General features: G+C 64.3%; 18 protein-coding genes. 9 read left to right on the plus strand and 9 right to left on the minus strand.

Annotated features, from left to right (window positions below):
- The first annotated feature begins 39 nt into the window (after positions 1-39).
- Positions 40-879: a hypothetical protein gene (locus ACFQPB_RS17855; RefSeq protein WP_382226196.1), complete on the plus strand. Its 840-nt coding sequence runs from the start codon at positions 40-42 to the stop codon at positions 877-879.
- Between the two features lie 74 nt (positions 880-953).
- Here ACFQPB_RS17855 and ACFQPB_RS17860 read toward each other — a convergent pair whose 3' ends face one another.
- From ACFQPB_RS17860 to ACFQPB_RS17895, 8 genes are all read right to left on the minus strand, one after another.
- A complete protein-coding gene (locus ACFQPB_RS17860) occupies positions 954-2,129 on the minus strand; it encodes an acetyl-CoA C-acyltransferase (protein WP_382226199.1) in 1,176 nt (391 codons plus the stop codon).
- A 31-nt stretch (positions 2,130-2,160) separates the two neighbouring features.
- Positions 2,161-4,260, minus strand: coding sequence for a 3-hydroxyacyl-CoA dehydrogenase NAD-binding domain-containing protein (locus tag ACFQPB_RS17865; RefSeq protein ID WP_382226202.1), 2,100 nt, complete (start codon positions 4,258-4,260; stop codon positions 2,161-2,163).
- 112 nt (positions 4,261-4,372) lie between these two features.
- Positions 4,373-5,080, minus strand: a complete 708-nt coding sequence (locus ACFQPB_RS17870; RefSeq protein ID WP_382226204.1) for an ABC transporter ATP-binding protein — start codon at positions 5,078-5,080, stop codon at positions 4,373-4,375.
- The gene (locus ACFQPB_RS17875; RefSeq protein ID WP_382226207.1) at positions 5,077-5,838 is read right to left on the minus strand and encodes an ABC transporter ATP-binding protein; all 762 of its coding nucleotides are present in this window, start codon (positions 5,836-5,838) and stop codon (positions 5,077-5,079) included. The genes ACFQPB_RS17870 and ACFQPB_RS17875 overlap by 4 nt, the downstream gene beginning before the upstream one ends.
- Positions 5,835-7,052: a branched-chain amino acid ABC transporter permease gene (locus ACFQPB_RS17880; RefSeq protein ID WP_382226210.1), complete on the minus strand. Its 1,218-nt coding sequence runs from the start codon at positions 7,050-7,052 to the stop codon at positions 5,835-5,837. Before ACFQPB_RS17880 ends, ACFQPB_RS17875 begins: the two co-directional genes overlap by 4 nt.
- A 3-nt stretch (positions 7,053-7,055) precedes the next feature.
- A complete protein-coding gene (locus ACFQPB_RS17885; RefSeq protein ID WP_382226213.1) occupies positions 7,056-7,943 on the minus strand; it encodes a branched-chain amino acid ABC transporter permease in 888 nt (295 codons plus the stop codon).
- A gap of 1 nt (position 7,944) precedes the next feature.
- The gene (locus tag ACFQPB_RS17890; protein WP_382226215.1) at positions 7,945-9,177 is read right to left on the minus strand and encodes a branched-chain amino acid ABC transporter substrate-binding protein; all 1,233 of its coding nucleotides are present in this window, start codon (positions 9,175-9,177) and stop codon (positions 7,945-7,947) included.
- 10 nt (positions 9,178-9,187) lie between these two features.
- The gene (locus tag ACFQPB_RS17895) at positions 9,188-10,831 is read right to left on the minus strand and encodes a 3-(methylthio)propionyl-CoA ligase (protein ID WP_382226217.1); all 1,644 of its coding nucleotides are present in this window, start codon (positions 10,829-10,831) and stop codon (positions 9,188-9,190) included.
- Between the two features lie 134 nt (positions 10,832-10,965).
- Here ACFQPB_RS17895 and ACFQPB_RS17900 point away from each other — a divergent pair, with 134 nt between their 5' ends.
- From ACFQPB_RS17900 to ACFQPB_RS17920, 5 genes are all read left to right on the plus strand, one after another.
- The gene (locus ACFQPB_RS17900) at positions 10,966-12,435 is read left to right on the plus strand and encodes a protein adenylyltransferase SelO (protein ID WP_382226220.1); all 1,470 of its coding nucleotides are present in this window, start codon (positions 10,966-10,968) and stop codon (positions 12,433-12,435) included.
- 19 nt (positions 12,436-12,454) lie between these two features.
- Positions 12,455-12,862: a peptide-methionine (R)-S-oxide reductase MsrB gene (gene msrB / locus ACFQPB_RS17905; protein WP_382203774.1), complete on the plus strand. Its 408-nt coding sequence runs from the start codon at positions 12,455-12,457 to the stop codon at positions 12,860-12,862.
- 30 nt (positions 12,863-12,892) lie between these two features.
- Positions 12,893-13,450 (plus strand): septation protein A, encoded by a 558-nt coding sequence (locus tag ACFQPB_RS17910; RefSeq protein ID WP_382226221.1) that lies wholly within the window; start codon positions 12,893-12,895, stop codon positions 13,448-13,450.
- A complete protein-coding gene (locus tag ACFQPB_RS17915; RefSeq protein WP_382226224.1) occupies positions 13,443-13,745 on the plus strand; it encodes a BolA family protein in 303 nt (100 codons plus the stop codon). Before ACFQPB_RS17910 ends, ACFQPB_RS17915 begins: the two co-directional genes overlap by 8 nt.
- A 61-nt stretch (positions 13,746-13,806) precedes the next feature.
- Positions 13,807-14,586, plus strand: a complete 780-nt coding sequence (locus ACFQPB_RS17920; RefSeq protein WP_382203769.1) for a peptidylprolyl isomerase — start codon at positions 13,807-13,809, stop codon at positions 14,584-14,586.
- 97 nt (positions 14,587-14,683) lie between these two features.
- Here the strand turns inward: ACFQPB_RS17920 and ppa are convergent, their stop codons facing one another.
- Complete coding sequence (ppa, locus tag ACFQPB_RS17925) at positions 14,684-15,223, minus strand: inorganic diphosphatase (RefSeq protein WP_382226227.1); 540 nt, start codon at positions 15,221-15,223, stop codon at positions 14,684-14,686.
- Between the two features lie 268 nt (positions 15,224-15,491).
- On the opposite strand from ppa, the gene ACFQPB_RS17930 reads away from it, so the two are divergent.
- From ACFQPB_RS17930 to ACFQPB_RS17940, 3 genes are all read left to right on the plus strand, one after another.
- Positions 15,492-17,546: a sodium-translocating pyrophosphatase gene (locus ACFQPB_RS17930; RefSeq protein ID WP_382203765.1), complete on the plus strand. Its 2,055-nt coding sequence runs from the start codon at positions 15,492-15,494 to the stop codon at positions 17,544-17,546.
- Between the two features lie 133 nt (positions 17,547-17,679).
- Positions 17,680-18,852 carry a GGDEF domain-containing protein gene (locus tag ACFQPB_RS17935; protein ID WP_382226229.1) on the plus strand — a complete coding sequence of 391 codons (1,173 nt, stop codon included), beginning with the start codon at positions 17,680-17,682 and terminating at the stop codon, positions 18,850-18,852.
- A 28-nt stretch (positions 18,853-18,880) separates the two neighbouring features.
- Positions 18,881-19,735, plus strand: a complete 855-nt coding sequence (locus ACFQPB_RS17940; RefSeq protein WP_382226232.1) for a metal-dependent hydrolase — start codon at positions 18,881-18,883, stop codon at positions 19,733-19,735.
- Positions 19,736-19,758 lie beyond the last annotated feature (23 nt).

A 19,758-nucleotide genomic window follows, 5' to 3' on the forward strand; every position in this document is an offset into this window, starting at 1 on the left:
ACTCTGTTCGACCGTAGTCAAAAGAGAAACAGGTAGCAAATGGGTTCAAACTCTCGAAAAATTGCTCGCGCCGTTGTTGTAGGACTGGCGCTGGCAGGCTTGTCAGCATGTGTAGCAACTGCGCCAAGGGTGCAGTATGTGCAGCGAGCGCAAAATGCGATAGCCGTAGCCAACTATGAAGGTGCTTACAGGGCACTAGAAGATGGTTTTCTGGATCCGGACCCAGAGGTGAAGGGCGCCAGCATCCAGTTGTATCGTTCGAATCCGAAATTGCGTGACGCTGCAATAGCCAGCTTCTCTGGTGATGAACTTGCAACAGCATTCAACGTATACCGTGAGAACACGGCAGTTGCGTTGCTAAGAAATCGGCTACGACTGTTCGCACAAGTTGCCAGTCCCGAGGAGCTGACAACGGCATACGGCAACTTTGAAACTGTAGAAAAAAATCACAAGGAAATAGCAGCTGATAAAAAGAAAAAAGCCGAGGACGACGAACGGTCGGCAAGGGAAACACAAGCGCGAGAAACGGCAATGCTCATAAAGGCAGTTGAAACTGCCAGGCAGGCTGCGACCTTTCATTGCGCAGATCGGTTGGCATGCGAGAAGTCGTTCGCATTGACACAGGTGTTTATAACAACCCACTCAGATATGAAGATACAGATGGCCAACGACACCATCATCCAAACATACAACCCAACAGACACCTTTGCCATGGGAGCATCAGCAGTAAAGATGCCCAGAAGCGGCACTTCTGCCGACATACTGCTGACCATTACTTGCAAAGGAAAAGCAACAACAGAACAAAAAATTTGCATGGAGAAAAGCGCGACGATGTACCGGGCCTTCCCCACATTTATGAAGGCAAACTTTGTTCAGTAGTAGCTGCTACTCGAAAAAAAAGCCCAGGCCGACATGAGGCCTGGGCTTTATCGCTTCTGCTCGACGTCAGTGCATCACAGCACTTCAAACACACCCGCCGCGCCCATGCCACCGCCGATACACATGGTCACGCACACGCGCTTGGCGCCACGGCGCTTGCCTTCAATGAGGGCGTGGCCGGTCAGGCGCTGGCCCGACACACCATAGGGGTGGCCCACAGCGATGGCGCCGCCGTTGACGTTGAGGCGGTCAGCCGGGATGCCCAGCTTGTCGCGGCAATACAGCACCTGCACCGCAAAGGCTTCGTTCAGCTCCCACAGGTCGATGTCGTTCACCGTGAGGCCCAGCTTCTTCAGCACCTTCGGCACCGCGAACACCGGGCCGATGCCCATTTCGTCGGGCTCGCAGCCGGCCACCGCAAAGCCCAGGAAGCGGCCCAGGGGCTTCAAGCCACGTTGGCTCACCAGCTTCTCGTCCATCAGCACGCAGGCGCCAGCGCCATCAGAGAATTGGCTGGCGTTGCCGGCCGACACCAGGCCGCCGGGCAGTGCCGAGCGCAGGCCATGGATGCCTTCAAACGTCGTGCCAGCGCGGATGCCTTCGTCGTTCTCCACCGTGACCTTTTTGGTCGTCAGGCCCATGACCTTGTCGGCCACGCCGGCGATCACGGTGATGGGGGCGATCTCGTCCTTGAACAGGCCGGCCTCCAATGCGGCAGTGGCCTTTTGCTGGCTGGCAGCGCCGTACTGGTCCATCGCCTCGCGGCCGATGTTGTAACGCTTGGCCACCTGTTCGGCGGTCTGCAGCATGTTCCAGTAGATTTCGGGCTTTTTCTTGGCTAGCATCAGGTCTTGCAGCATGTGCTGGTTCATTTCCTGCTGCACGCAGGAGATGCTCTCCACGCCGCCGGCCACGAACAAGTCGCCTTCCCCGGCGATGATGCGCTGAGCCGCCAGCGCGATGGTTTGCAGGCCCGACGAGCAGAAGCGGTTGACCGTCATGCCCGAGACGGACACCGGGCAGTCGGCCATCAGCGCGATCTGGCGCGCGATGTTGGCGCCGGTGGCGCCTTCGGGCGTGGCGCAGCCCATGATGACGTCTTCAACCTCGCCGGCCTCGATGCCGGCGCGGGCGATGGCGTGTTGCACAGCATGGCCACCCAAAGTGGCGCCGTGGGTCATATTGAAAGCGCCCTTCCAGCTTTTGGTCAGCGGCGTGCGGGCGGTGGAAACGATCAGTGCGGAAGTCATGGCAATGTCCTTGTCTCGTGTGTGCGGTGCATCAGTTGAAGGTCTTGCCTTCGGCCGCCAGGCGGGCCAGCAGCGGCGCGGGTTGCCAGAACGCAGCGTCGTCCAGCGGGTTCTGCGCAAAACGTTTCATGGCCTGGGTCACGTTGAACAGACCCACCTCATCCGCGTACTTCAGCGGGCCGCCACGGTGCACCGGGAAGCCGTAGCCGAAGATGTAAACCACGTCGATGTCGCTGGCCTTGTTGGCAATGCCCTCTTCCAGGATGTGGGCGGCCTCGTTGACCAGCGAGAACACCAGGCGCTGCACGATTTCCTCATCGCTCACCTTGCGCGCGGTGATGCCCAGGGCCTTGCGGTGCTCCTCGATCATCTGGATGACCTCGGCGTTGGGGATGGCATCGCGCTTGCCCGGCACGTAGTCGTACCAGCCGGCGCCGGTCTTCTGGCCGTAGCGGCCTTTTTCGCACAGCAGGTCGGCGGTCTTGCTGTACTTCATGTCGGGGTGTTCGATGGCGCGGCGCTTGCGGATGGCCCAGCCAATGTCGTTGCCGGCCAGGTCGCCCATGCGGAAGGGGCCCATGGCGAAGCCGAACTTCTCGATCGCCTTGTCCACCTGCTCGGGGGTGCAGCCTTCGTCCAGCAGGAAGCCGCCTTGACGCACGTACTGCTCGACCATGCGGTTGCCGATGAAGCCATCGCACACGCCGGACACCACCGCCGTTTTTTTGATCTTCTTGGCCACGCTCATCACGGTGGCCAGCACGTCCTTGGCGGTGGCGTCACCACGCACCACCTCCAGCAGCTTCATCACGTTGGCTGGGCTGAAGAAGTGCAGGCCCACCACGTCTTGCGGGCGCTTGGTGAAGTTCGCGATTTTGTTAACGTCCAGCGTGGACGTGTTGGAGGCCAGGATGGCGCCGGGTTTCATCACCGCGTCCAGCGCCTCGAACACCTTTTGTTTGACGCCGATTTCCTCGAACACGGCTTCGATCACCAGGTCCGCGTCCTTGAGGTCGGCGTAGTCGAGTGTGGTGCTCAGCAAGGCCATGCGCTGCTCGTACTTGTCCTGCTTGAGCTTGCCCTTCTTGACCTGGGCCTCGTAGTTCTTGCGGATGGTGGCGATGCCCCGGTCCAGCGCCTCCTGCTTCATCTCCAGCATCTTGACCGGGATGCCCGCGTTGAGGAAGTTCATCGAGATGCCGCCGCCCATGGTGCCAGCACCGATCACGGCCACCGACTGGATGTTGCGCTTGGGCGTGTCTTCCGGCACGTCGGGGATTTTGCTGGCGGCGCGCTCGGCCACGAACAGGTGGCGCAGCGCGCGGCATTCAGATGTCCACATCAGGTTGATGAAGATCTCGCGCTCAAACGCCATGCCGTCCGCGAACTTCTTTTTGGTGGCGGCTTCCACCGCATCCACACACTTGGCGGGCGCGGGGAAGTTTTTGCTCATGCCCTTGACCATGTTGCGCGCGAACTGGAAGTAAGCATCGCCTTGCGGGTGTTTGGCCGGCAGGTTGCGCACCAGGGGCAGCGGACGCACGTCGGCCACGCTGCGGGCAAAGGCCAGGGCTTCGTCCATCAGCGACTCGGCCGAGGCGGCCAGCTTGTCGAACAGCTTCTGCCCCGGCACCTGGGCCAGCATCTCGCTGTTGACGGCTTCACCGCTGACGATCATGTTGAGTGCGGCCTCCACGCCCAGCACGCGCGGCAGGCGCTGCGTGCCACCGGCGCCGGGGATCAGGCCCAGCTTCACTTCCGGCAAGGCCACCTTGCAGCCGGGGGCGGCCACGCGGTAGTGCGCGCCCAGGGCCAGCTCCAAGCCACCGCCCATGCACACGCTGTGGATGGCAGCGACGATGGGCTTGGCGAAGTTCTCCAGCGCCAGGATGACGCTCAGCAGGTTCGGGTCTTGCAGTGCCTTGGGGCTGCCAAATTCACGGATGTCGGCACCGCCCGAGAAGGCCTTGCCTGCGCCCGTCAACACCACCGCGCGGATGGCGGCATCGGCGTTGGCCTGCTCCAGCGCGGCCACGATGCCCTGCCGTGTGCTCAAGCCCAGCCCGTTGACGGGCGGGTTGTCCAGCGTGATGACGGCCACGTCGCCGTGGCTCTGGTAATGCGCGGTCATGAAGTCTCCTTGGGTTGACGAAATTTCAAAAAAAGAACGACCGTTCGTTTTTTGGCGATTGTAGGGATTTTGTGCGGCGCGCCAAAGTCAGGGTGTCGCCTGCTTGTCTGGTTCAGACCTCCAACCATTCCTGCACCACGGCAGGTGAGGCCAGTAGCTGGGCGGGCGAGCCATCGAACACGAGCCGCCCGTGCCCCATCACGGCCACGCGGTCGGCCACGGCCAGGCTGAGGTCCAGCTTCTGCTCGATCAGCAGCACCGCCATCCCCTGGGTGCTCAACGCACGCAACAACGCGTCCACCTGCGTCACCACCTGTGGGGCCAGGCCCTCGGTGGGCTCGTCGACGATCAAGAGCTGAGGGGCACCCATGAGCGCACGACAGAGGCTGAGCATCTGCTGCTCACCACCCGACAGCACGCCAGCGGCCACATCCCAGCGGGCCGCCAGTGCAGGGAAACTGTCGTACACCCATTCCTGCGTCCAGCACACGGGGCGGGTCGAGCGCGGCTGCAGGCCCAGTGTCAGGTTCTGGGCCACCGTCAGGCGCGGGAACACATCGCGGCTCTCTGGCACATAGGCCACGCCCAGACGGGCGATGGCATGGGGTGGCAGGCCCAGCAGTTCGTGCCCCAGCCAGCGCACGCTGCCGCGCGCCGGCACCAGACCCATCAGCGCCCGCGCCAGTGTGCTGCGGCCCGATCCGTTGCGCCCGAGCACCGCCAGGATGCTGCCTGCAGCCAGCTCGAAGTCGACCCCTTGCAGCACCCGGCTCTGGCCATAACCCGCGAGCAAACCGCTCACAGCGAGGGCATCGGTCATGCGTCGCTTCCTTGCGACTGGCCCAGGTAGGCCCGCTGCACCGACGGGTTGGCGCGTATCGCCTGCGGCGTGTCGCAAGCCAGCAGTTCGCCCTGCACCAGCACCGCGATGCGATCGGCCAACTCGAACACCACGCCCATGTCGTGCTCCACCATCAACAACGTCTTGCCCTCGGTCAACTCGCGCAGCAAGGGCACGAAACGGGCGGTTTCGCTGCGGCTCATGCCGGCCGTGGGTTCGTCCAGCAAGAGCACCTCCGCCTCACTGGTCAGTGCCATGCCAATGTCCAGGGTACGTTGTTCCGCGTAACTGAGTTCGGCTGCGATGTCGGCGGCGCGCTCTGCCAGGCCCAGGCGTTCCAGCCACGCATCCACACGGGCGTTGAGGGTGCGCTGGTGGTCGAGCATTCGCCAGAAACGGTAGCCCTGACCATCGGGCCAGCTGGCTGCACAGCGCAGGTGGTCGCGCACTGTCAGCTGGCCAAACAGCTGGCTGATCTGGAAGCTGCGCGCCAACCCCAGCTGGTGTCGCTTGTGCACCGACCAGCTGGTGATGGCTTGGCCCCGCAAACGTATGTGGCCCGCACTGGGCCGCACCAAGCCGCTGATGGCGTTGAACAGCGTGGATTTGCCGGCGCCGTTGGGGCCGATCACGGCCAACCGTTCGCCCGCCCGCACCTGCAGGTTCAGGTCGCGCAGCACCTCGGTGGCGCCAAAACGCTGGTGCAGACCGGCGACCTCCAACACCGGTGCGCTCATGGTCGATGGCCTTCGTGTGGACGTGCCCACCAGCACACCATCAAACCGGTCAAGAACAGACCAGTCGATAGCACCCATGGCACAGGCGATCGGGTGTCCAGGGCCAGACCGGCCACCAGCCGCACCGGCCCCAACGTGTCGTGCTGCGGCCACTGGTAAGCCATCTCCACCAACGCGACGGCACTGGCCGAGGCCACGACCATTCCCAACCAACGCGAGGTGGTGCGTCCACCGGGGCGCCAGCCACCACGAGCGAAGGCCTGCCGGGCCGCCAGCACCAAGCCACCCAAGCCCTGCGGCGCCCACACCACGCCCAGCATGAACCCCAGGCCCGTGTACAGCAGCCAAGCCGGTGTGAGACCCGACAAGCCCACCATCACCGCCACCATCAGCACGCCGCCCAGCACCGGCCCGAGCAAAGTGGCGCCGCCCAGCAAGGTGAACAGCAGCAGGCTGCCCGAGCGGTGGATGCTGAACACCTCCGGCGTGACAATTTCCTGGTGCAGCGCCACCAGCGCTCCCGACACACCGGCCAAAAAAGCCGCGAACACGAAGGCCATGAGGCGCAGGCGTTGGGGGTCGTAACCCAGCATGGGCACACGAAGCGGGTTGTCGCGCACCGCATTGAGCAGACGGCCCACGGTGGTCCGCGTGAAGGCCCACACCAGGGCCAGCCCAAAGGCGGTGTGGACCGCGATCAGCAGGTACAGGTGCGCGGGCTGGCCCAGATCCCAGCCTCCCCAGCGCGGACCAGCCGCACGGTTGCCCGACAAGCCGGACTCACCGCCCGACCACGCGGGCCACATCAGGGCCAATGCCCAGGTGAGTTCGCCCAAGCCCAAGGTGATCATGGCGAAGGGCGTGCCGGGTCGGCGCGTGGACAACCATCCCAGCGGCAAGGCCAGCACGGCCGTGCCCACCCCTGCCAGCAATGGCAGCAGCGCCACGGGCAGCGGCCAACCGTGCGCCGCCAGCGCCTGCAAGGTGTGCATGCACAAATAGGCACCCGCCCCGGTGTAGACCGCATGCCCGAAACTCAACAAGCCGCCCTGCCCCCACAGCACATGAAAGCTCAGGCAAGCCAACACCGCGATGCCCATTTGCGACGCCAGGCCCAGGGCATGCCGGCTCTCCCACGCCAGTGGCAGGCACAGCAACAAGAGCGCCCACATGGGCCACGCCCAGGCCCAGTTGAAACGGTGGGAGGACGCCATGACTCAGCTCTCGCGCTGGCCCATCAGGCCCCGGGGGTGCAGCGCCAGCATGCCCACCAGCATGGCGTAAGGCAGCAAGGGGGCCAGCTGGCTCAAACGCACACCGCCCAACGGAAGGTCCAGCGCCACAGCGGCGGTTTGCAGCAGGCCCATCAGCAATGAGGCCCAGAACGCCCCCCACAAGGAGCCCAGCCCCCCCACCACGGCCACCACAAACACGATGGAGCCGACCGTGGCGGCCATGCCGGGCTCGGTGACAAAAGCGTTGCCGCCCAACACGCCGGCCAACGCCGCCAGGCCAGCGCCGCAAGCGAACACACCCATGAACACACGGGGCACGTTGTGGCCCAGCGCCTGCGCCATCTTTGGGTGGCTGAGTGCCGCCTGCACCACCAGCCCGCCCCGGCTCAGGCGCAACCACAGCGCCAGCGCGCCCAGCACCAGCAGGGCCACCCCCATGCTGAAGGCGCGGTAGGCTGGAAACCGCACATTCCACAGCGTGAACACGCTGCCCGAAAGCGCTGCGGGCACGCGGTAGTCCACCGGCCCCCTACCCCACACCAGCTGCACCACCTCCAGCAGCACGTAACTCAGGCCAAAGGTGACCAACAGTTCGGCCACATGGCCATGGGCCGCCACGCGCTGCAGCACCTGAGCGTAGAACATGGCGGCCAGTGCGCCCACCAGCAGGGGTGAGACGAGCAAGGCCCACCAGAACCCCCACGCTGCCGACAGGCTGTGTGCGAGGTAGGCGCCCAACATGTAGAAGCTGCCGTGGGCAAAGTTGAGCACCCCCATGAGGCTGAAGATCAGCGTCAAGCCGGCGCTGAGCATGAACAGCAGCAAGCCGTAGCTCAAGCCGTTGAGCAGGGACAGGACCAGCAGCTCCATGTCAGGGCCGAGGCATGTTGCAGCGCACGGGTTGGGACAACACCCGCGCGTCAACGTACTGCAAGGGAGCGAAGGTGTGGCCCGTGCCCTCAGCGCCCACGGGGTAGCGCGCATCCACCGGCTGCCAGCGGGAGATGAACTGGCCCAGCTGGAGCTGGTGGTCTTCGCCGCGCATGGTTGCCGTTCCGCCGAGCACGGGGAACGTCATGCCGTCCAGCACATCGGCCACGCGACGGGTGTCGGTGCTGCCGGCGCGCGCCATCGCGGCACCCAACATCTGGATGCCGGTCTGGGTGGCGTAGACAACGAAATCCGTCTTGTAGCGGCGTCGAAAATCCGCCGCCAGGCGGCCCATCTCGCCCTCAGGGTTGTTGTGGTGCAAGGCCACTTGGTACACCGGCATGGACTGCCCCCCTTTCGCCAACACCTGCGGGGCACCCGGCAAAGCGGCGTAGTACGTGAACAGCGGCAGCTGGGCTTTGGCGTCTTGCAAGGCCTGCACCAGGTAGACAAAGTCTTCACCCCAGTTGCCGGTGACCACAGCCTGCGCGCCTGAGGCCATCAACCGCTGCACCTGTGGCTTGAAATCGCGCAACTGGAAAGCCGGGTGCAGCTCCTCACCCACCACCTGCACCGAAGGCAGCCGCTCCGCCACCGCCTCTTTGAAGTGGCGGCTCAGTTGTTGGCCATGGGCGTAATCCTGGTTCACCAGATAGACCTTTTGCAGTTCGGGGTGGCCCGCCAAAAAGTCGACCAGCGCGGCCACCTTCATGGTGGTGTCGGCTTCGATGCGGAAATGCCAGTAGGTGCAGCGCTCGCCCGTGAGAGCGGGATCGGTCGCCGCGTAGTTGAGCAGCAGGACCGGGGCATCAGGGCGGCGTGCGTTGTGGCGGGCAATCGCATCGGCGAGCACATGGGTCACCCCGGAGCCGTTGCCTTGCACCACGTAGCGAAAGCCCTGATCGATGGCGGCCTTCAATGCGTTCAGGCTTTCCTGCGGCGACCCCTTGTTGTCGAAAGGCGCCACCACAAAACGCACACCGGCCGGGTTCTTCGCACCACTCTGGCGCTCGGCCACAAACTGCCAGCTCTGCAGGCTGTTGCGACCGACATCGGCCATGGGGCCCGACAGCGGGTCGATGAACGCAATCCGCACCGTCTGCCCGTGCTGCGCCAGGGCCGGCCCACACACGCAGGCCAGCGCCAGCGAAGCGATCAGCCCACGCCAGTTCACCGGTCGATCCTCAGAGCCCTGGCAGCTTGTAGCCCTTGAGCTGTTCGCGCAGCGTCATCTTTTGCATCTTGCCAGTGGCGCCCAGCGGAATCGCATCCACAAACACCACGTCGTCAGGCACCTGCCACTTGGCGATCTTGCCGTCGTAGAAGGCCAGCAGCTCCTCGCGGGTGAGCGTCGCACCGGGCTTTTTCATCACCACCACAATCGGGCGCTCGTCCCACTTGGGGTGGGGCATGCCGATGCAGGCGGCCATGGCCACGCCGGGGTGGGCCATGGCGATGTTTTCCACGTCGATGGAGCTGATCCATTCGCCGCCGGACTTGATCACGTCCTTGCTGCGGTCGGTGATCTGCATGAAACCGTCGGCGTCGATGGTGGCCACGTCGCCGGTGGGGAACCAGCCCTTGCCAGCGGCGTCGTAGCGCAGCGGGTCGCCGCCCTCGCCTTTGAAGTAGCTCGCAATGATCCACGGGCCACGCACCAGCAGGTCGCCGTAGGCCTTGCCGTCCCAGGGCAATTCCTCACCGGCCTCGTTGACGATTTTCATGTCCACGCCGAACACCGCGCGGCCCTGCTTGAGGCGCACCTTAGTCTGTTCTTCAGGCGGCAGGGCCAACTGGGCGTTCTTCAAGGTGCACACGGTGCCCAGCGGCGACATCTCGGTCATGCCCCAGGCGTGCAGCACGTCCACGCCGTAGTCGTCGTTGAAGGCCTTGATCATGGCCGGCGGGCATGCGGACCCACCGATCACCGTGCGCTTGACGGTGCTGAACTTCAAACCGTTGGCCTGCATGTGGCCCAGCAGCATTTGCCACACGGTGGGCACACCAGCGGCCATGGTCACCTTTTCGGCTTCCAGCAGTTCGTAGATGGACTTGCCGTCCATGGCCGGGCCGGGAAACACCAGTTTGCAACCCGTGGCCGCCGCCGAATACGGGATGCCCCAGGCGTTGACGTGGAACATGGGCACCACCGGCAGCACGCTGTCGCGCGAGCTGAGGTTGAGCGAATCGGGCAGCGCGCCGCCAAACGCGTGCAGGATGGTGGAGCGGTGCGAATACAGCGCGGCTTTGGGGTTGCCCGTGGTGCCGCTGGTGTAGCACATGCTCGATGCACTGTTTTCATCCAGCTCGGGCCACGTGTAGCTGTCGCCCTGGGCGCTCACCCAGGCCTCGTAGCCAACCAGGCCGGGGATGCCGCTGTCGGCAGGCAGCTTGTCGGCTTCGCACAACGCAATCCAGTGTTTGACACCAGGGCAACGCCCCGCCACGGCCTGTACCAAGGGCAAGAAGGTCATGTCAAAACACAGGGCTCGGTCGTCGGCGTGGTTGATGATCCAGGCCAGTTGGTCGGGGTGCAAGCGCGGGTTCAGGGTGTGCAGCACACGCCCGGTGCCGCTGACGCCGAAGTACAGCTCCAGGTGGCGGTAACCGTTCCAGGCCAGCGTGGCCACGCGGTCGCCAAACGCCAGGTGCAGGCCATCCAAGGCATTGGCCACTTGCCGCGAACGCCGGGCGATGCCCGCCCAGGTGGTGCGGTGGATGTCGCCTTCAACCCGGCGCGACACAATTTCACCGCTGCCATGGTGGCGTTCGGCGTGGACGATCAAGGTGGAAATCAGCAGCGCTTGGCTTTGCATTTGTCCCAGCATGGGGGGCTCCTTCTTTGTAGGTGGTGGTCCTTTGTGGGCCGAATCATGCCTCATCTGCCGAGCCCACCGGGCACCTGGGGCGCCACAAGGCCGCGCTGCCACCGGGTTCAAGTCAAGCGCGCGACAATCCGAACATGACGCTTGCCACCGCCTCCGACGCCCCCACCCGCTGGAACGCCCGTTTTGCCCACCTGGGCGACGCGTTCGGCACCCCGTTGGCTCCCCGGCCCCTGCCGGCGCCTTACTGGGTGGGTCAAAACCTGCCGCTGGCACGGCAGTTGGGCCTGAGCAATGAATGGATGGCCTCGAACGACGCGTTGGCCGTCTTCAGTGGCAACCGGGTGCCCGAGGGCAGCGCGCCCATGGCCACGGTGTACAGCGGTCACCAGTTCGGCGTCTGGGCCGGCCAGCTCGGCGATGGCCGCGCCCTGTTGCTGGGCGAGTGGGACACGCCACTGGGCCCGCAGGAAGTCCAGCTCAAAGGCGCGGGTCTCACGCCCTACTCCCGCATGGGCGATGGCCGGGCGGTGCTGCGCAGCTCCATCCGCGAGTACCTGTGCAGCGAGGCCATGCACGCCCTGGGTGTGCCCACCACGCGGGCGCTGTGCATCACGGGTTCTGACGCGCCCGTTCGCCGTGAAACCGTCGAAACCGCCGCCGTGGTGACCCGCGTGGCGCCCAGCTTCATCCGGTTTGGGCATTTCGAGCACTTCAGCCACCACGACCAGCACGCCGAGCTGCGCCTCCTGGCCGACTTCGTGATCGAACATTTCTACCCCGAATGTGCGCAGGTGCCGGGCAACCCGTACGCGGCGCTGTTGCAGGCGGTGAGTGAGCGCACGGCGGTGTTGCTGTCGCACTGGCAGGCGGTCGGCTTTTGCCACGGTGTGATGAACACCGACAACATGAGCATCCTGGGCCTGACCATCGACTACGGGCCCTTCCAGTTCCTTGATGCCTATGTGCCCGGTCACATCTGCAACCACTCCGACAGCGCCGGGCGCTACGCCTTCAGCCGCCAGCCCAACATCGCCTACTGGAACCTCTTCTGCCTCGGCCAGGCCCTGCTGCCGCTGATGGACGACCAACAGCAGGCACTGGACGCACTTGAGTCCTACAAGACGGTGTATCCCGACCAGCTGTTCGCGCGCCTGGGCGCCAAGCTGGGCCTGTTGGAGGTGGACGATGGTGACCGCGCCCTGTGCGAAGACCTGCTGCGCCTGCTGGCCCAAGGCCGGGTGGACCACACCATCTTCTGGCGCCGGCTCTCGCACGCAGTGGCCAGCGGCGACCGCGAACCGGTGCGTGACCTGTTTGTGGACCGCGACGCAGCCGACGGCTGGCTCGCCCGGTACCGTGAGCGCATCGCAAGCCAGGGCGCCGAACCAACCGGGCGGCACATGCTCCAAACCAATCCCAAATTCGTGCTGCGCAACCACTTGGGTGAATTGGCCATACGCGCAGCGCAAACCAAAGACTTTTCCCAGGTGGCCCAGCTGTTGTCGCTGCTGCAGTCGCCCTTCGACGAACACCCAGACGTCGAATCCCACGCCGACTTCCCCCCCGACTGGGCCAACCAGATCGAAATCAGCTGTTCTTCCTGAACCATCCCCGGAGGCCACCATGAGCGCCAAAATCCACAAAACCGACGACGAATGGCGCGAGTTGCTGCGCAAAAAAGGCGCCGAGCCGCTGGCCTTTGAAGTGACCCGCCACGCCGCCACCGAACGCGCTTTCACCGGCAAGTACGAACACGTGTGGGCCGACGGCAGCTACCACTGCATCTGTTGTGGCGCCAAGCTGTTCGAGGCCGACGCCAAGTTCGATTCCGGCTGTGGCTGGCCCAGCTTCAGTGAAGCCCTGCCCGGCGCCATCACCGAGAAAGTGGACCGCAGCCACGGCATGATGCGGGTGGAAACCGTGTGCAGCCAGTGCGACGCCCACCTGGGCCATGTGTTCGAAGACGGCCCGGCGCCCACCGGCCTGCGCTACTGCATGAACTCGGCCTCGCTCGAACACAAGCCCAAGTGAGGTCTTCCCCCCAAGCCCGATAATCCCCCCATGCGTTTCCTGATCGATTTTTTCCCCATCCTGCTGTTCGTCGGTGCCTACAAGCTGCAAGACATCTATGTGGCCACCGCCGTGCTGATGGCCGCCACCGTGGTGCAGACCGGCTTCATCTACGCGCTGGACCGCCGGCTGCAGACCTTGCACAAGGTCACGCTGGCGCTGGTGCTGGTGTTTGGCATGCTCACGCTGTTCCTGCAGGACGAGCGCTTCATCAAGTGGAAGCCCACAGTGCTGTATGGCAGCATGGCCCTGGTGCTGGCCGTGGCGTTGTGGGGCTGGGGCAAAAACTTCCTGCAGATGCTGCTGGGCAGCCAGTTGCAGTTGCCCAAGCCAGTGTGGAACAAACTCACGGTGGCCTGGGTCGGCTACTTCGCCTTCATGGCAGCCATCAACGCTTATGTGGCCGCCTATTTTTCCACCGAAGACTGGGTCAACTTCAAGCTCTGGGGCTATGTGTTCCCGCTGGTCTTCATTGTTGGCCAGGGCCTTTACATCGCGCGTTACCTGAGCGCCGCCGAAGAAACCGCTGCCAAACCGCCCCATGACTGAACCCACCGCCCCCGGCCTGGCTGTCACCGCCCAGGCCATCGCCGCGCGGCTGCGCGACACCCTGGCGCCTTCGGTCCTGGAAGTGATCGATGAAAGTGCCGCCCACATGGGCCACGCCGGCAGCAACGGCACCGGTTTTGGCACCCACTTTCGGGTGCGGGTTGCCGCGCCGGCCTTTACCGGGCAGACACGCGTGACCTGCCACCGCCTTGTGTATGATGCGCTGCGCCCGTTTCTGGACGCTGGGCTGCATGCCCTGGCCATCGAAATCGTGCCCACATCTTCAGCCGCATGATCCGTCGGGCGCCCCACTTTTTATTGTTCCCCAGGCACGTTTGCCACAACTCCCCCTGACCATGAAATCCACGCTCACCACTTTGGCCACCGGCCTCGTGCTGGCCTTCGCCGCACCCGCATTCGCGCAAAACCTCGCCATCGTCAACGGCAAGCCCGTGCCCAGCTCGCGTGTGGACGTGCTGCTGGAGCAGGTGGCCCGCTCCGGCCGCCCGGTGGACGACGCCCTGAAGGCGCAGGTCAAAGAAGAAATCATTGCGCGCGAGATCTTCATGCAGGAAGCCGAAAAGCGCGGCCTCAAGGCCAGCAAGGAATACAAGGCACAGATGGAGCTGGCCGCGCAAACCATCCTGATCCGCGAGCTGTTTGCCGACTTCCAGAAAAAGAACCCGGTGACCGATGCGGAAATCAAGGCCGAATACGACAAGTTCGCCGCCGCCAACGCCGGTCAGGAATACCGCGCCCGCCACATCCTGGTGGAAAAAGAAGACGAGGCCAAGGCCATCATCGCGTCGCTGCAAAAGGGTGGCAGCTTTGAAGACATCGCCAAGAAGCAGTCCAAGGATCCGGGATCGGGCGCCAACGGTGGCGACCTGGACTGGGCCAATGCCGCCAGCTACGTGCCCGAGTTCTCGGAAGCCATGACCCAACTGAAAAAGGGCGAATTGACCGCCACCCCGGTCAAGAGCCAGTTTGGCTACCACGTGATTCGCCTGGACGACACCCGTGCCGCCCAACTGCCGCCGCTGGACGAACTGCGCCCACAAATCGCGCAACAAATGGCGCAGCAGCGCCTGGGAGAGTTCCAGGAAGGCCTGCGCAAAAAGGCCAAGGTGCAGTAAGCGCGTCGGCACGGGGCGCACCACAAGGCCCCGCCCCCTACAAAAAAGCCCGTGTGGATCAGATCCACACGGGCTTTTTGTCATCCCAAGGCGGCGCTCAGGCCTTTTGGGCTTTTTCGTAATTGGCGATGCCGTCCAGGATTTCCTTGTGGGCAGCGTCGCGGCCTTCCCAGCCCTGCACCTTGACCCACTTGCCGGGTTCCAGGTCCTTGTAGTGCTCGAAGAAGTGCTCGATGGTCTTCAGGCGCATCGGGTTCAGGTCTTCCGGCTGTTGCCACTGGGTGTAGAGCGACAGGATTTTGTCCACCGGCACGGCCAACACCTTGCCGTCTTCACCGGCTTCATCGGTCATCTTCAGGATGCCGATGGCACGGCACGGCACGACCACACCAGGAATCAGCGGCACGGGGGTGATGACCAGCACGTCCACCGGGTCGCCATCGCCGGAGATGGTCTTGGGCACATAACCGTAGTTGGTCGGGTAGTGCATGGCGGTGCTCATGAAACGGTCAACGAAGATGGCGCCAGTTTCCTTGTCGACCTCGTACTTGATTGGGTCGGCGTTCATCGGGATTTCGATGATGACGTTGAAGGCTTCGGGCACCTTGCTGCCCGGGGTGACGTTGTCGAGGGACATAAAAAGTCTCTGATGGGTTTTGGGAACACGGAAATCTGAGCCGCAGGCGACCAGCTTCGCCCGGGATTAACCCTGATTTTACCGACACGAAGCTGACTTGCTGCGCCGCAACACTGTCAAGCAGTGTGGTTTGCCGCTAAATTCGGTGCGTTGGCCAATCGCCCTGCCCTGTGCCCCCGGCACGGAACGGACGCGAGGAAGCAACGCAGCGGGGGTGATCCTCAAAGCGTTGCCCCCTCCAAGTCAAATCGAGCAGGAGATTCTTCTTATGGTTGGTCAATCCGCGCTGATTTTTGCGCTTGTGTGCGCGTTGGTGGCTGTGGTCTACGGTTTGTGGTCACGCAGCTGGATTCTTTCTCAGGACGCGGGCAACGCCCGCATGCAGGAAATTGCGGGCGCCATCCAGGCCGGCGCCGCCGCCTACCTGGCCCGGCAATACAAAACGATTGGCATCGTGGGTGTGGTGCTGGCGGTGCTGATTGGCGTTTTCCTGGACGGTCAGACCGCCGTGGGCTTTGTGCTCGGCGCGGTTTTGTCGGGCGCCTGTGGCTTCATCGGCATGAACATCTCTGTGCGCGCCAACGTGCGCACCGCCCAGGCCGCCACGCGCGGCATCGGCCCGGCGCTGGACGTGGCCTTTCGCGGTGGCGCCATCACCGGCATGCTGGTGGTGGGCTTGGGCCTGTTTGGTGTGGCCGGTTTCTTCTGGTTTCTGGTCGGCAATGGCAACCTCAACCCGGCGTCCAACCTGGCCAAGATGCTCAACCCGCTGATCGGCTTCGCCTTTGGTTCCTCGCTCATTTCCATCTTTGCGCGCCTGGGCGGCGGCATCTTCACCAAGGGCGCCGACGTGGGCGCCGACCTGGTGGGCAAGGTGGAGGCCGGCATCCCTGAGGACGACCCGCGTAACCCGGCGGTGATTGCCGACAACGTGGGCGACAACGTGGGCGACTGCGCCGGCATGGCGGCCGACCTGTTCGAGACCTACGCGGTGACATTGATCGCGACCATGGTGCTCGGCGCCTTGATGGTGGCCGCCGCGCCCATGCAGGCCGTGCTCTACCCGCTGGTGCTGGGCGGCGTGTCCATCATCGCGTCCATCATCGGCTGCTTTGTGGTCAAGGCCACGCCGGGCATGAAAAACGTGATGCCGGCGCTCTACAAGGGTTTGGCGGTGGCTGGCGTGTTGTCGCTGATCGCCTTCTACTTTGTCACCATCACGGTGATGCCAGCCGACGCCCTGGGCGCCGGCACACACATGAAGCTGTTTGGCGCCTGCGCTGTCGGCCTCATCCTGACCGCCGCGCTGGTGTGGATCACCGAGTTCTACACCGGCACGCAGTACAAGCCGGTGCAACACATCGCACAAGCCTCCACCACGGGCCACGGCACCAACATCATTGCCGGCCTGGGGGTTTCCATGCGCTCCACCGCCTGGCCGGTGGTGTTTGTGTGTATCGCCATCCTGGTGAGCTACCAGTTGGCAGGTCTGTACGGCATCGCCATCGCCGCCACGGCCATGCTGAGCATGGCCGGCATTGTGGTGGCGCTCGACGCCTACGGCCCCATCACCGACAACGCCGGCGGCATCGCTGAAATGGCCGAACTGCCCAGCAGCGTGCGCGACATCACCGACCCGCTGGACGCCGTGGGCAACACCACGAAGGCCGTGACCAAGGGCTACGCCATCGGTTCGGCGGGGCTGGCGTCGCTGGTGCTGTTCGCCGACTACACCCACAAGCTGGAAACCTACGGCCACAAAATCAGCTTCGATCTGAGCGATCCCATGGTCATCGTCGGCCTGTTCATTGGCGGCCTGATTCCCTACCTGTTTGGCGCCATGGCCATGGAAGCGGTGGGCCGCGCGGCTGGCTCGGTGGTGGTGGAGGTGCGCCGCCAGTTCCGCGAGATCAAGGGCATCATGGAAGGCACCGCCAAGCCCGAATACGGCGTGGCCGTGGACATGCTAACCAAGGCCGCCATCAAGGAAATGATGATCCCGTCGCTGTTGCCGGTGGTGGTGCCGATCGCGGTCGGCCTGCTGCTCGGCCCCAAGGCCCTGGGCGGCCTGCTCATGGGCACCATCGTCACCGGCCTGTTTGTGGCCATTTCCATGTGCACCGGTGGCGGTGCCTGGGACAACGCCAAGAAGTACATTGAAGACGGCCACCACGGCGGCAAGGGCAGCGAGGCGCACAAGGCCGCCGTCACGGGTGACACCGTGGGCGACCCCTACAAAGACACCGCCGGCCCCGCCGTCAACCCGCTGATCAAGATCATCAACATCGTGGCCTTGCTCATCGTTCCGCTGCTGACGGTCTGAGCCTCCCCCTGACCCTGGCGGGCGACCCGGCGCTATCGGGTCGCCCGTTTTTTTGTGGGGAGAAGGTCAAAGAAGCCCTAACATTGCCGGCTGACCAGAACCCCTCCACCCTCGTTTGAGCAGCCCTCACACTGTGCACAGCCCCACCCTGCTGATCGTGACCGCCCTCCTCATGGCCATCATGTGTGCCGTGATGTTTGCCGTCTGGCGCTTCAACCGCAACATTCCCGGCCTCCAGGCCTGGACCTTGTCCTACCTGTTCGGTTTTGGCGTGGCGGCCCTGCTGCTGGGGCGAGACAGTGGCACCGAAGGCCTTCACAGCGCGCTGCCGGTGGTCAGCACCTTCGTCTGCATATTTGCCACCGCCTATTGCAGCCTGGCCGGCGCCCGCGCCTTCGTCGGGCAGGCACCCCTTCCCATGGCCGTGCCGGTGGCGGGGGCGCTGCTGACGGGGGGCATTGCCTTCTATTTCACCGTCCTCCAGCCCAACGTGGGCCTGCGCGTGTTGCTCGGAAGCACCATTTCTGGCGCGCTGTACCTGGCCAGCGCCCGCACCTTCAAACAAAACGGCATCGGTGTGCTGCCTGCGCGGCGCTTGATCTCGCTGGCCTACGGCTTGCACGGTGCGTTCCTGCTGCTGCGCCCCTGGTTGTTCAAGCTCGGCAGCACGGTGGACGGCGCACCCGACATCGCCTCGCAGCTCTCGCACTTCATCATCCTGGAGTCCACCGTGGCGCTGATCCTGATGGCTTTTGGCACCCTGATGCTGGTCAACGAACACGTGACGCAGGAACTGCGCCGGGTGGCCGAAAAGGACTTTCTCACCGGCGTCTTCAACCGCCGAGCCTTTCTGTCGCTGCTGGAGAAGGCCGGCAGTCTGGCCCACCGCACGCAGTCGGCCTTGCCGGTTCTGCTCGTTGACCTGGACCACTTCAAGCAGATCAACGACCGGCACGGACACAAGGTCGGCGATCTGGCGCTGCGGCATTTTGTGGCCGTGACCGAGGGCTGCCTGCGCAAACACGACGTGATGGGCCGCATGGGGGGTGAGGAGTTCGCCATTTTTCTGCCCCACACCCAACGCGAGGATGCACAGCGGGTGTCAGAGCGCCTGCGCTCGCTGGTGGCCGCCCAGCCGCTGATGACCGACAAAGGGCCGGTGGGCCTGACCGTGAGCATCGGACTGGTCATGTGCCACCCGGGTGAAGCGCCCGAAAACGCGCTCCACCGCGCCGATCAGGCCATGTACCAAGCCAAACAGGCCGGGCGCAACCGCGTGGTTTCGTTGCAGGCGGCCAGCGCCTGAGCCCGCCTTCAAGCACCACCTGCGCCACATGCATACCCCGCCCCGCCACCCGGTGCCCACGGTCCGCCGCCTGCGGGTGGACCTGGACACGCCCTTGCCCCGCCATTGGTGCGATGGGGATGCGTTGCAAAGCGCCTTTTTCAACGCCTTGTCGATGAGCTTTCCTTTTGGCGAGCAGTTTTTCATCGACGCGGTGCGTGCCGGTGTCGCCGCCTTGCCAGCCGATCAGGCCAAGGCCTTGCAAGCCGAAGTCCAGGGTTTTTTGGGCCAGGAGGCCACCCACCGCCACCTGCACACGCGCTTCAACCGCCACCTCCAGGCGCAGGGTTTGCACAACGCCTGGGAGGCACGCGCGCAAGCAAGGGTGCGTCAACTGCAAGGGCTCGATACCCGCCATGCCTTGGCCATCACCGCAGCCAACGAACATTTCACCGCCCTCTTTGCCGATTGGGTGCTGAGCCACCCGACCCTGTTCACCCATACCGAGCCACGACTGAAAGCCTTGTGGCAATGGCACAGCGCCGAAGAACTGGAGCACAAGTCCACCGCCTTCGATGTGTACCGCGCGTTGGGAGGAAACGAGCGCTGGCGCAGGCGCTGGATGCGTCGGGTGACGGTGTTTTTTCTCAGCGATGTGGCGCGCCAGACCCTGCTCAACTTGCATCGGGATGGGCAACTGTGGCGCTGGCGCACGTTGCGCAGCGGCTGGCGCTTGCTGTTGGGCCAACACGGCTTGCTGCGCCTGGGCTGGCGCCCGTGGTGCGCCTACTTCCGCGCCGATTTTCACCCCGACCACCAGACCACCCCGCGCGCAGACGCCTGGCTGCGCGACCACGGCGACTGGTTTGAGACCGTGGGGCAGTCCGCAACAGGCACCCCCTGACGCGTCTGCCGCGCACCCACTTC

Source organism: Hydrogenophaga atypica, from assembly GCF_042665215.1.
In the GTDB taxonomy this organism is placed as follows: Bacteria; Pseudomonadota; Gammaproteobacteria; order Burkholderiales; family Burkholderiaceae_C; genus Hydrogenophaga; species Hydrogenophaga defluvii_A.

Bases quoted from the DNA above. Each gene is read 5' to 3' on its own strand.
- ACFQPB_RS17895 (WP_382226217.1), bottom strand. From the start codon at position 10,831: ATGCTGGGACAAATGCAAAGCCAAGCGCTGCTGATTTCCACCTTGATC.
- ACFQPB_RS17855 (WP_382226196.1), top strand. From the start codon at position 40: ATGGGTTCAAACTCTCGAAAAATTGCTCGCGCCGTTGTTGTAGGACTG.
- ACFQPB_RS17860 (WP_382226199.1), bottom strand. From the start codon at position 2,129: ATGACTTCCGCACTGATCGTTTCCACCGCCCGCACGCCGCTGACCAAA.
- ACFQPB_RS17910 (WP_382226221.1), top strand. From the start codon at position 12,893: ATGCGTTTCCTGATCGATTTTTTCCCCATCCTGCTGTTCGTCGGTGCC.
- ACFQPB_RS17865 (WP_382226202.1), bottom strand. From the start codon at position 4,260: ATGACCGCGCATTACCAGAGCCACGGCGACGTGGCCGTCATCACGCTG.
- ACFQPB_RS17940 (WP_382226232.1), top strand. From the start codon at position 18,881: ATGCATACCCCGCCCCGCCACCCGGTGCCCACGGTCCGCCGCCTGCGG.
- ACFQPB_RS17930 (WP_382203765.1), top strand. From the start codon at position 15,492: ATGGTTGGTCAATCCGCGCTGATTTTTGCGCTTGTGTGCGCGTTGGTG.
- ppa (WP_382226227.1), bottom strand. From the start codon at position 15,223: ATGTCCCTCGACAACGTCACCCCGGGCAGCAAGGTGCCCGAAGCCTTC.
- msrB (WP_382203774.1), top strand. From the start codon at position 12,455: ATGAGCGCCAAAATCCACAAAACCGACGACGAATGGCGCGAGTTGCTG.
- ACFQPB_RS17875 (WP_382226207.1), bottom strand. From the start codon at position 5,838: ATGAGCGCACCGGTGTTGGAGGTCGCCGGTCTGCACCAGCGTTTTGGC.
- ACFQPB_RS17880 (WP_382226210.1), bottom strand. From the start codon at position 7,052: ATGGCGTCCTCCCACCGTTTCAACTGGGCCTGGGCGTGGCCCATGTGG.
- ACFQPB_RS17915 (WP_382226224.1), top strand. From the start codon at position 13,443: ATGACTGAACCCACCGCCCCCGGCCTGGCTGTCACCGCCCAGGCCATC.
- ACFQPB_RS17870 (WP_382226204.1), bottom strand. From the start codon at position 5,080: ATGACCGATGCCCTCGCTGTGAGCGGTTTGCTCGCGGGTTATGGCCAG.
- ACFQPB_RS17885 (WP_382226213.1), bottom strand. From the start codon at position 7,943: ATGGAGCTGCTGGTCCTGTCCCTGCTCAACGGCTTGAGCTACGGCTTG.
- ACFQPB_RS17900 (WP_382226220.1), top strand. From the start codon at position 10,966: ATGACGCTTGCCACCGCCTCCGACGCCCCCACCCGCTGGAACGCCCGT.
- ACFQPB_RS17920 (WP_382203769.1), top strand. From the start codon at position 13,807: ATGAAATCCACGCTCACCACTTTGGCCACCGGCCTCGTGCTGGCCTTC.